Annotated in this window: 8 protein-coding genes; 4 read left to right on the top strand and 4 right to left on the bottom strand. The window is 52.9% G+C overall.

The annotated features are described in order from the left end of the window. Positions 1-77: 77 nt before the first annotated feature. Positions 78-2,756: a M16 family metallopeptidase gene (locus Y71_RS14495; protein ID WP_007374851.1), complete on the bottom strand. Its 2,679-nt coding sequence runs from the start codon at positions 2,754-2,756 to the stop codon at positions 78-80. A 148-nt stretch (positions 2,757-2,904) separates the two neighbouring features. Here Y71_RS14495 and Y71_RS14490 point away from each other — a divergent pair, with 148 nt between their 5' ends. Together Y71_RS14490 and Y71_RS14485 are read left to right on the top strand one after the other, a co-directional pair. After that, entirely contained in the window at positions 2,905-4,677 is a 1,773-nt protein-coding gene (locus Y71_RS14490) for an ABC transporter ATP-binding protein/permease (protein ID WP_007374852.1), read from the top strand. 37 nt (positions 4,678-4,714) lie between these two features. Next, positions 4,715-6,463, top strand: coding sequence for an ABC transporter ATP-binding protein/permease (locus tag Y71_RS14485; protein ID WP_007374853.1), 1,749 nt, complete (start codon positions 4,715-4,717; stop codon positions 6,461-6,463). Positions 6,464-6,494: 31 nt separating this feature from the next. Here the strand turns inward: Y71_RS14485 and Y71_RS14480 are convergent, their stop codons facing one another. Further along, positions 6,495-7,472, bottom strand: a complete 978-nt coding sequence (locus Y71_RS14480; RefSeq protein WP_007374854.1) for a FecR family protein — start codon at positions 7,470-7,472, stop codon at positions 6,495-6,497. Positions 7,473-7,684: 212 nt separating this feature from the next. Here Y71_RS14480 and Y71_RS14475 point away from each other — a divergent pair, with 212 nt between their 5' ends. After that, the gene (locus tag Y71_RS14475) at positions 7,685-7,945 is read left to right on the top strand and encodes a hypothetical protein (RefSeq protein ID WP_007374856.1); all 261 of its coding nucleotides are present in this window, start codon (positions 7,685-7,687) and stop codon (positions 7,943-7,945) included. Between the two features lie 105 nt (positions 7,946-8,050). Here Y71_RS14475 and Y71_RS14470 read toward each other — a convergent pair whose 3' ends face one another. Then, positions 8,051-8,416, bottom strand: coding sequence for a hypothetical protein (locus tag Y71_RS14470; protein ID WP_035890526.1), 366 nt, complete (start codon positions 8,414-8,416; stop codon positions 8,051-8,053). A 63-nt stretch (positions 8,417-8,479) separates the two neighbouring features. Between Y71_RS14470 and Y71_RS30925 the strand changes: the two genes are divergently transcribed. Next, complete coding sequence (locus tag Y71_RS30925; RefSeq protein WP_007374857.1) at positions 8,480-8,614, top strand: hypothetical protein; 135 nt, start codon at positions 8,480-8,482, stop codon at positions 8,612-8,614. 820 nt (positions 8,615-9,434) lie between these two features. Here Y71_RS30925 and Y71_RS14465 read toward each other — a convergent pair. Continuing rightward, positions 9,435-10,976 carry a methyl-accepting chemotaxis protein gene (locus Y71_RS14465; protein ID WP_007374858.1) on the bottom strand — a complete coding sequence of 514 codons (1,542 nt, stop codon included), beginning with the start codon at positions 10,974-10,976 and terminating at the stop codon, positions 9,435-9,437. Positions 10,977-11,288: the final 312 nt, after the last annotated feature.

Below are 11,288 nucleotides of genomic sequence, written 5' to 3'. Positions count from 1 at the left end.
GTCATGAGTTAGTGTTATCTCAGAGAAAACGAATTAGCGGTGAAAACATCGCAACGGAAAACGTGTGGTGAAGGAATTTATTTATAAAGCGCCTCGGGATTATGGGGATAATACCCGGCAGGCAGCGCGAGTATGTCCGCTAGTTTGTCAGCTACGGCGGTTACCGGGCCTTCGATAAGCCATTTTCCACATCCTGGTGCGATTGCCTGGCGTAGCAGAGGATCGATCTGAACCTCGTTGAGTGCAGTCAGAGAATCCATCAGTTGCTGACGGTAATTTTCTGCTAGTCCCTCACGCAGTAGCGATTCCTGTCGGCATAGTGCTTCATAATCATTGCCTGTTGGTCGGCTCAGTCGTAGCTGTTCTATCTGGATAAGTCCCAGTATCTCTTCCCGGGTAAGCGGTCGATTGCCCAGCAGTGCATCGCATTCGCGGCGGATAGCTTTAACCGCTGCCAGAGTATTTTCGGCAGCCAGGGTCATTTCAAAGCCCAGCAGGCGACTGCCTGGCAGTGACTGGCTGAGCGGCGTCACGTTGTAGGTCAGGCGATCCACTTCGCGCAGGGAAAAATTAATGCGCGAAGCAAAGCTGGTGACCAGTAAAGGATGGATCAACTGCACAGCGGCATCGTGTGGCGATCCGATGCCCGGCAGTACAAACCACGCCATTAACGTCGTCACTGCCGCTGTGGGGTTATCGATCAGCAACAGTGAGCCAGCGGTATCGGCAGGGGGAATTGCTGGTGGTGTTGGGGCCGCCGAAGTTGCAAGTTGCCACTGCGCCAGGCTGCGTTCCAGCAGCGCGCTCAGCCGCTCAATGGGCAGCGAGCTGCAAAGCAGTAGGGTGGCGTTGTGTGGCTGATAGTGTTGCCGATAAAACGCATCCGCCGCCTCGGGCGTGATTAGTGCCAGGCTGGCGGCGGTGCCCTGGGTAAACGCCGGACGGCGCAACGGATGTGACGGAGGGAAACAAATGGCAGGCAGGGCCCATGCTGCGCTGTCCAGATCGTTTAGCACCTGCAGGTAATGATCGCGATGTGCTTCAATGCTCTCCGCCGAGGCTGGAGAGCGGCGCAATACATCACACAGGTGATGGAAAACCAGTTCGGCGCTCGGCTCCGGCATCTGCATTCTGAGCGCGATACTGCTCACACCGACGTCAAGTACCATGCCCGCGTCCTGCGACCACAGCCATTGTTCAAGGGTTATACCGTCGTTTTCCTTGCTGGCGATCAGTCCTGCGACCAGTTGTGCCAGGCCACTGTATTCCGGCGGATCGAACTGCGATCCGGCTTCGACGATCAGACTGGCGCTAAGCAATCCCTGCTGAATTGCAGGAATGACGACGATATTTAGTCCGTTTGACAGTACTCGCCGCTGTGCCGCAGGCACAGGAGCTAGCGGCGCGATAATAATTGGCGGAGCTATACGTGCTGGCGCAGGATGATGGTTGCCGGTCACGGCGGTAAACGGATCGACTTGCACGACCAGCCGCCCCTGCTTTAACCATCGCTGTGCCGCCGCGACTACAGTTTCGGCAGACATATTCAGCGCCTGGACCACGCGCTGGCGCAGACCTTCGGCGCGTTTTGGCAAGTGTTCATGTCGCCCCAGAGCTGCGGCAAGCGTCAGGGGATCGGCCCAGTCAGACCGTGAGTTTTCCAGCAGCAACTGCTGGCTGTGCTGGAGCAGATCGGGGTTCAGCGGCGTGGTTTGCATCTCCTCCAATACCGCCATGGTGTGATGCTCCACATCGTCAGCTCTGACGCCCGGGTGTAGTTCGATGCGCAGATTGAAATAGCTCGCCAGCATGCCGGATTCAACAAAGGCTGATATTGCGGTAGCAAACTGATTATCGACCATCAGTCGGATCACCAGCGGCGACAAGGCAGTATCGGCCAGCACCCCGGCAAACAGTTCCAGCGCCGTAGTGTCATTCTCACCGTAGGGTGGGATTGGCCAACAGATTCGTAGCAGCTGGTTGTCAATGCGATCCTGCAGGTGCAGGCGTTTTTCATGCCTGAGCTCAGGTAGCCAGCGCTGCACAGTTTCCCGTGTTTCGCCCGGCGCGATGTCGCCAAACCAGCGTTGTACTTTTTCCCGCGCCTCTTCGGGGGTAATTGCGCCAGCCAGAGTGATTACCGCATTATTGGGCCGGTAATAACGCTGGTACCACTCCTTTACATCAGCAAAGCTAACCTGCTGTAAATCAGCCCGTTCACCTGCAACTTTATGGGCATAAGGATGCTTCTCCGGGAACAGATGCCGCAGGATCAGTCCTTGTACAGCCCCCAGCGGCTGAAGCTCGTTTTCTTCCATTTCACGGGTAACTACATCCCGCTGTACCTCCAGTGCCTGCGGGACCAGGCCACCAAGCAGGTATCCCATCCGATCCGATTCGGCAAACAGCGCATAATCCAGCGATCCCGGCGGCACCGACTGGAAAAACTGGGTGACATCAGCACTGGTCACGCCATTTAGCCCTTCTGCTCCTGCCCGTTCCAGGTGGCTGATATAGCTGCCCGGCAGTGCCGCACTGCCGGAAAACATGAGGTGTTCCATAAGATGAGCAAAACCAAATCGGCCGGTGGGCTCATCCTTCGCACCTACGCCATAGGCCAGGTGGACAGCAACAGTCGGTGAATTGGCATCTTCATACACCAGCAGAGTCAGGCCGTTATCGAGGGTAAAGCGCTGAAAGGGGATCTCGGGCAGCGTGGCCGTCAGAGTGGGGACGGCCGTCGTTACGTCGTTCATGCAGGCTCCAAAACAGGTGATGTATCGAAAAAAGTCAGTGCCGATAGAACGAGTCAGGTAAAGCTTTTCCACAATTTGGCTGCACGTTTGTGGATTTACGGCTCCTTACTCGTTCTCTGGGTATCTGGAAATCGTGTGGATATTTGCAATGTCAGTTGATGAACAACCCGCTGCTGCCCGCAGCTACAAACTGAACGCGCTGTTTTTTCGTCGGCTCTATACGCTAAGCGCGCCATACTGGTGCCGCCTTGAGGCGTGGAAAGCGTGGGCAATTATGGCGATGCTGCTCTCCTCCGCTGCAGCCTTCAGCCTGGTTGGCGGCTATATCTCCAATCTGGTGGCAGACTCCACTAATGCGCTGGTGGCGAAACAGAGCATTTACTGGCGCATCATGATCTGGATGACCTTTGTCGGTCTGATGCAGACGCTAGCGGTGCAGATGACCAGTTGGTTTAGTTCATGGCTTTTGCTGGACTGGCGTAAATGGATGACACGGCATTTATTGAACGCCTATATGCACAACCGCACCTACTACGAAATCGAGAAAGACGGGTTTATCGATAACCCGGATCAACGGTTGCAGGAGGAGGTGCCGTCGGTGTGCCAGACGGTGATTGGCATACCGCAGTTTATTCTCAGCTCGCTGATGACCATTGCGGTACAGGCCAACATTATTGTTCAGGTATCGCCAAATATGTTCTGGGCGGTGGTGATTTATGCCGGGGTGAATACGCTGGTGTCAATGTGGCTGTATAACCCGACGATTAAGCAGAGTTGGGATCTGACCGTGGCTCAGGCGCGCATGCGATCGCGGTTGATGCACCTGAGTGACAATGCGGAAACTATCGCTTTCTATCGCGGAGAAAACAGCGAAAGAAAGGGACTGCATCAACGGCTACACGATGTGGCGAAGGTCAAAATGACGATGATTTTTTACGGCATCCGCATGAGTGTAGTGAATCAGGTGATGGGCCTGATCTTCAGCCTGCTGCCAATCTTTTTTGTTGTGCCGCTCTACTTCAGCGGCAAGGTGGCCTATGGTTCTATCGATCAGGTTGCGGCGGCGGCGGCCATGGTGCTATCTGGCCTGTCGGTGATCTCTAATTTCATTCCCACTATGACTAGCACCATGCCGAGCGTGGTGCGGCTGTCCGAGATCCAGGAAAAATTCAATCAGCTAAACGATCCGCAGAGAACCCACGAGGAGACTCACATTCATTGCCGTCAAGGGGAGATTGTCACTCTGGAACATGTTGATGTTGCCACACCCGGCGGCGAGCAGCAGCTGGTACGTGACCTCTCCCTGCGTGTGGCCGAAGGCCAGCATACGTTAATTGTCGGACAGACTGGGGTAGGGAAGAGCTCGCTGCTGCGCGCGATTGCCGGATTGTGGCAGCGCGGCAAAGGTGAGATACAGTTGCCGCCACATCAACAAATGATGTTTATTCCACAGAAACCTTACATGGTCCTCACCGATTTACGCTCCCAATTGCTGTACCCGAAACCGACAGAAAACGGGGATGACCGGCTCATCCAACAGGCGTTTACCCGCCTTGGCAGGCCGGATTTTCTGGCGAAGCAGGGTGGGCTGGACTGCATTAAAGACTGGCGGAAAGTACTGTCGCTGGGCGAACAGCAACTGGTGGCGTTTGCCCGTATTTTACTGCATCAACCGCGCTATGTGTTTCTGGATGAAGCCACCAGCGCGATGGATGTGGAAACAGAACACCTGGCCTATCTCGCGCTCGGCGAGGCGAAAATCACCTGCATCAGCGTCGGGCATCGCGAAACGCTGATGCAGTTCCATCCGCAAAAGTTGCACCTGATGGCCCATGGCGAGTGGCGGCTGACGCAGCACAGTGAAGCGGAACAGCAGGGGGATGATGCAGCTTCATATCATATTCAGGCCCGGGCGGTCTGATCCTCTTATTTTTTGAAGGGCATAACGGATGGCTGTGATGTTATCGGAACTAAAAAACGATCAAAACCGGCACCGGTTAAATCGCCTGTTCTTCCGCCGCGTGTGGCAGTTGGCCGCACCATACTGGACCCGCAAAGACGCCTGGAAATCCTGGCTGACTGTGGGCATTCTCTGCCTGATGATGGGCGGCTTCAGTCTGGCGGGAGCAAAGCTTACCCAGCTCACCACCGATGTCACTAATGCGCTGGTGGATAAACGGACCGATCTCTACTGGGAGTTGTTTACCTGGTTGACGGTGTTCGGCGTGCTGCGTTTTGGCGCGGATATGGTGCAGCAGCTGATTGATTCGATGCTGGCGATGCACTGGTGGCGCTGGTTGACAGAATACATTATGGACAACTATCTCTACCGTCACGCCTATTATTATATATTGCAGGATGAGAAGATCGATAATCCTGACCAGCGTATTCAGCAGGAGGTGGAACCCTTCTGCGGCACGGTGGGCGCATTCCCCCGCCAGTTTATTGGTTCGCTGATGGATATGGGCATACAGACCACTATCATGATGAGCATCTCCACCCCGATGTTCTTTGGGGTTATCGGATTTGCGCTGTTCCAGGCGGTGGCGATGTATTACATCAACCGGCCAACCATCAAGCAAAACTTCGATGTCACCGTGGCCGAAGCTGATTTACGCTATGGGCTGACCCACGTGCGGAATAATGCTGAGAACATTGCGTTTTATCGCGGAGAAGCGGTGGAGGTGGAGCATATCGTTACCCGACTGCTGAACGCCATCCGCAAACGGATGCGGGCAAATGTCTACAGCATCTATATGCAGTTGATGAACGAGGGCGTTGGCCAGGTGTGGAATTATCTGCCGCTGATTATCCTCGTTCCGGTCTATTTCCGTGGCGATATCAGCTACGGCAGCATTGCGCAGGCAACCGCCTCTGCCACTATGCTCCTCAACAGCCTGTCGGTGCTGACCACCTATATTCCGTTACTCAGCCAGACCGTGCCGAACGTGGTGCGGCTGGCGGAAATACACGAAACCTTCCTCAGGTTGCAGGAAGCTCAGGTCGACGATAAAAATAACCTGGTCATGAAGCCCGGTAAAACCATTGAGTTGAGCAACGTTAGCCTGAAAACGCCCGGCGGTGAGCAGTCGCTGGTGCAAAACCTCAACCTGAAGTTGCCGGAAGACAGCCGCCTGATTATCGTTGGCCGTACCGGCGTGGGGAAAAGCTCGCTGCTGCGTGCTATCGGTGGGCTGTGGCAGAACGGGCAGGGTAGCGTGACGCTGCCGCTGGAGATGGGGGCCTGCCTGTTCCTGCCCCAGCGCCCCTATACCTTTGAAGGCGATCTGCGTAGCCAAATATGCTATCCCGCTGCACAGTCACCAGTCAGTGACGGCGAACTGGCGGGGCTGCTGGAAAAGGTGTGCCTCGGTGATCTGTTGGCCCGCCACGGGCCGCTGGATCGGGTTGCCGACTGGTCACGCGTGCTCTCGCTGGGCGAGCAGCAGCGAATTGCCTTCGCCCGTATGCTATTGATTAAGCCGCGTTATCTGTTTCTGGATGAGGCTACCAGCGCTGTCGATTTGCAGACCGAGGCGGCGCTGTATCAACTGCTGGAAGAAGCAGGAACGGCGTGGATCAGCGTCGGGCACCGGCCAAGCGTAATGCGCTTTCACCGCAAGGCGCTGCGACTACATGAAGGGGGAAGCTGGGAGTTGCTGACCATGGAGCAACTGAATGAGCTGGCGATGGCGGATCGAGACTGATAGCGGCGCGCTAAGGCTGTGACCTTAGCGCTTACTTGCGCTCACGCAGCCAGACTACCGGACCTACCCGGCTGATATTCACCGGCAGAGACTTCTGCAGACCGTCGTACCAGTCGTCGAGATGATTGATATCGATAATGGTATTAAGCTTAATGGCGGCCAGGCGATCGCTGTTAAACACAATCACCCGCTTATCGTAGCGCTTTAGGGTGGTGAGAATGGTCCCCAGCGGCTGCTCTTCAAATATCAGTTTCCCCTGATGCCAGGAGAGAACCTGCCTGGCATTGACCGTGGTAATTTTTACGCTGTCCTGCCCGCCGTGTAGTTCTGTTTGCTGATTGGTATTGAGCTGCATATCAGGATGATCTTTGCGGCTCAGTTCTACTCTGCCACGCTCCACTGTGACCACCATACCGTCACCGTCGCGCTGCACGCCAAAGGCGGTGCCCAGCACTTTCACCTCCCCGACGCCAGCATCAACGATAAACGGCTGCAACGGGTTATGTACCACGTCAAAAAAGGCTTCACCGCGAGCCAGGCGTACGAAGCGCTGCCCGGAATTCACCCGCACATCCGCCGCGCTGTCAGCATCCAGCCACATGCGGCTGCCGTCATCCAGCGACAGCATGCGCTGCTCTCCGCTGGAAGTGTAGTGGTCGTACTGCCAGCGCGAAAGCCAGTTTTGGGTCATTATAGCCGAGAATAACAGCAGGCCCGCAGTGGGCAGCATAATTTGCCACCGCCAGAAGCGGCGCCGTGCCTGCTCATGCGGAGATATACCGCTTAGAGCATCCGGCTGATAGTAGTTTTCCAGCGACATTCCCATGCTGACCCACAGACTGCGAGCATCGACCAACGCGGCTTCATGGCGGCTGTCGGCGCGGCGCCAGCGCTCAAAAGCGGCCAGCTCATCGCTGGTGATATCACCCGAGGTCAATCGCACCAGCCAGGTTACGGCCTGCGTATTGATTTCCGTCGTGTGCTCTGTGTTGTACCCGGATGCTGGCATGGCTCAGCACCGGTCAGCATTACATTGAGTGGACATCCGGTAATTCCCTTTGGCAGACAGGTAAGCTTTTTGATTACGGTATGTTATACAAATCCAGCGTCCTGCTGGCAAAACACAATCGTAGCATGATTCACAGCATTTCAAGGCTGGCGAACCAGGAAAAGTATGATTCAATGAAGAAACGTGTGACGTAGGGGTTTTCATCAATCAAAATGAAAAAAGTTCAGGAAAAGGTCGCTGTCCGGAAGCTGGCGGAAGAGCAGAGCCCGAAAGATGAGAATGGCGGTCCTGGAAAAATGATGCGCTGGGGCTGTCCAGGGACACCTGGCCTGATTGTGATGCCGGCACAGAACGCGACACCGAAAAACATCACGGTATTCACCCTCATCACAGCAGAACCTTTCCGCGATACAAAAAGCGCAGAACTGAACGCACCCGGTCCGTCCGGGTTTCCGTATAGGGTAATGATATAGCAAACGATCCTGTGCAGCAGACCGGCATCGTGCCGGTCTGTGTCAGTCCTGGCACTATTGCACAGGAGCAGGGGAAGATTAGGTCAAACCAGCAACCGGTCGTGTTCAGTTACAAAACGTCCGGGGCCCCTCGTCATAACAAGTCTGGGTTTTGCCGTTTGCGTCGGTAATGTAAGTATATTTGCCAATGGTTTGCTTTCTACTGCCATCGGTTCCGAAAATTATGCCGGCAGATTCGTAATATGAAATTGTAGGTCCGTCTTTATTTTCTCTAAAGGTCCTGTTACCAGCCTGGTAGGTGTTGCTGCCATCACTACCGAAGACTCTGTCTCCTATTTTTTTATAAGTGGTGCTGCCCTTGTCGCTGTCCACATAAGTTGTATCGCCATCATGGTAGATTGTGGTGCCCGCATGAGCAGAGACAGAGGATAAGACAACAGCGATCAGCAGGGATTTGAATAAAATTTTCATGGCAAAATACCTGTGTGTATGCCGGTGTTTGGCTTTTACATCATATGCTTACCACGGCGGTAAATGACTATTTCAATCGTACTGGATACTGATAATCCAGACACTTCCGATCTTCTGGTGCAGGTCAGTCTGAAATGTCAGGAGCACCATCCTCTGGCGCTGACATCATGGGGGATGGCTCCGATGGCGGAATGCTGACATGCCGTTAGTGGAACCCGGGAAGTGTTAAAATTGCCGTCATAAGGGGGAGGGTAATGTAACGAAAACGTGCTTCAGTGAACTAACTCAGTGAATCGGGCTTACGCATGGCGATCTCCTCACGGGGACATAATTAGTATGTCGGAAGATCTCTAAAAGTGAATGGGCCGGTTTGCAGGGATACTTATAGTTAATGTGGAACAATCAATTAACTATGCTCATTAATAGTAAAGGAAATTATCGATAAATAATACATCACTCGAGGACAGAATTTATGCAGTAAACTGGAATTCATCCTATACAGCATATGGACCCGCAAATGATGTTCCTGAACTATTATTACATTAGCATCTGATGATCACGAGGTAGCAAAGACCGCCAGTCATAAGCTTTGGTGCGGACTATGTCATCAGCATGTTTCTATGGCGCCAGCAGGATATATTGCCCTTCCATTTATATTAGAGATTCTTGATAGCGCAGATGAGTTACTTACGGTTGAAATACTCGATATCTTATGGAGATTCGCTCAGTGCTGCGTAGAGACAGGACCGAATGTTCCCGACTATTTCGAGCCAACCAGAGAGCGTCTTATCTTCGAACTACCCCGTTTTTCGTTACTATCCGAACACAGCGATGAGTTAATATCGCATTTCGCTTCTGAAATAATAAAATCGTTAAACCAAATATGAGCGAAAAGTGCCACGCTGTACTATTAAACGCTCGGGTAATTGCGCGTGGTTCACATCATAGATTTTTTCGCAGAAATTACGGCGAAGAAGGCGGGGCCGGTAATATAACGGCCCCAACTTTATCCCCTTTATCAAGCCGTAGTGAAGAACGCCACGGTCTGCGTGAGCCGCCGGGTTTGTTTTTCCAGCGCATTCGCGGCAATGACCGCCTGCTGAACCAGCTGCGCGTTCTGATGGGTGACAGAATCGATTTGTACGATGGCTTCATTGACCTGGCTAATCCCGATGCTCTGCTCATCCGTCGCGACGGAGATTTCCGACATAATGTCCGAAACACGCTGCACGGCTTCAATCATCTCGTCGATATTATCGCCGGCGATTTTAATCTGCGACGAGCCACTGTTGACGCGGCTGACGGACTCCTCAATCAACTCTTTAATCTCCTGGGCTGCCTGAGAACTGCGTAAGGATAAGTTGCGTACCTCGCTGGCCACCACGGCAAAGCCTTTCCCCTGTTCTCCGGCCCTGGCCGCCTCAACTGCCGCATTCAGCGCGAGAATGTTGGTTTGAAAAGCAATGCTGTTTACCACATCGATGATACTGGCAATTTTACCGGCGCTTTCAGAAATACCGTTCATGGTGTCATTGACATTCTGCATCATCACACCCCCGCGCGAGGCAATATCCACCGCGCCACGCGCCAGTTCACGCGCCTGTCCTGCGTTTTCAGCGTTCTGTTTTACGGCTGCGGTGATCTCTTCCATGCTGGAGGAGGTTTTTTCCAGAGATACCGCCTGCTGATCGGTGTGCCCGGCGATTTCCTGATTACCGGCGACAATATCCTGGGTATTGGTGTTGATCCTCTCAGCACCATCGCGGATCTCCGCAATAACGGAAGTCAGTTGCTCGCGCATCACCCCCATCTCATGTAACAGGCTGGCGTTATCACTGGCTTTTTTATTCACGCTCTGCGATAAATCCCCTGCGGCAATTCGCGATACAACCTCAGCCGCATAACGCGGTTCTCCGCCCAGTGTTTTCAGCGTGCTGCGGTTAATCATATAAACCAGCACCGAGAGCAGGATGCTGATGACAATAAATTCTCCCAGGTTCTGATAAACAGAACCCAGAAATGCTTCATGGATATCATCAACATAAAGACCCGTCGTAATAATCCATCCCCAGGGAACCCAGGGAATGTTGTAGGCAATTTTGGGCTTTGGTTCGGTGTCTCCCGGTCGCGGAAAATTATAGGCGGTGTAACCATCATGGCCATCCTTCGTCACCGTGACCATATCTCTGTAAATATAGACGCCATTGACATCGGCAACATCCGGCCCCTTGCCAATTAACGCGGCATTAATGGGATGCATAATGACCTGTGCCTGGTTATTCAGAATAGTAAAATATCCTGTGTCGCCATAACGTAAGTCTTTAATGATCTGGATTGAACGCTGTTGTGCTTCCTCTTTTGATATCAGCCCCTTATCAACAAGTGCAGCCTGCGTTTTCACCACGTTAAGGGCTAACTGGGAAACATACATTAATTCCTTTTTTCGTAGCGCCAGCTGGTCATCTTTAATTTTTACTGAGCCAAAGAATAATGACCCGGCAAGGCTTAGCAGTGCGACAGCAAGTGGAAGCCACAATTTATGCGCAAAGGATAATTTCATAGCATGCTAACCTGTTGTTGTTGTATAGGCAGGTATTGCGCAGGCCTTTCGGTATCAGGCTGCGCTTAATCTTTTTATCGGAAATTAAAGAGAAAGAATTAATCGATAATATTGATATATATATTATATATATCCCACTTTTAGTATAATGAACTGAATTGCCTGATAAATAAAACATTCATATGCACTGCGTCATTATACGCAACATTGATACCGATACAGGAGGGCTGGTTTCAGACAACCAGTGACGTGCCAACGATTGTAATCACGTCCGGGAGAGTATTCGCATAATTTTCCAGTTATCACGTAACA

It is taken from the genome of Kosakonia radicincitans DSM 16656 (genome assembly GCF_000280495.2).
GTDB lineage: Bacteria > Pseudomonadota > Gammaproteobacteria > Enterobacterales > Enterobacteriaceae > Kosakonia > Kosakonia radicincitans.
Note: the sequence above shows the minus strand (reverse complement) of the source record. Positions and strands in the feature narration are given on the sequence as shown.

Bases quoted from the DNA above. Each gene is read 5' to 3' on its own strand.
- Y71_RS30925 (WP_007374857.1), top strand. From the start codon at position 8,480: ATGACTATTTCAATCGTACTGGATACTGATAATCCAGACACTTCCGAT.
- Y71_RS14465 (WP_007374858.1), bottom strand. From the start codon at position 10,976: ATGAAATTATCCTTTGCGCATAAATTGTGGCTTCCACTTGCTGTCGCA.
- Y71_RS14485 (WP_007374853.1), top strand. From the start codon at position 4,715: ATGTTATCGGAACTAAAAAACGATCAAAACCGGCACCGGTTAAATCGC.
- Y71_RS14495 (WP_007374851.1), bottom strand. From the start codon at position 2,756: ATGAACGACGTAACGACGGCCGTCCCCACTCTGACGGCCACGCTGCCC.
- Y71_RS14490 (WP_007374852.1), top strand. From the start codon at position 2,905: ATGTCAGTTGATGAACAACCCGCTGCTGCCCGCAGCTACAAACTGAAC.
- Y71_RS14480 (WP_007374854.1), bottom strand. From the start codon at position 7,472: ATGCCAGCATCCGGGTACAACACAGAGCACACGACGGAAATCAATACG.
- Y71_RS14470 (WP_035890526.1), bottom strand. From the start codon at position 8,416: ATGAAAATTTTATTCAAATCCCTGCTGATCGCTGTTGTCTTATCCTCT.
- Y71_RS14475 (WP_007374856.1), top strand. From the start codon at position 7,685: ATGAAAAAAGTTCAGGAAAAGGTCGCTGTCCGGAAGCTGGCGGAAGAG.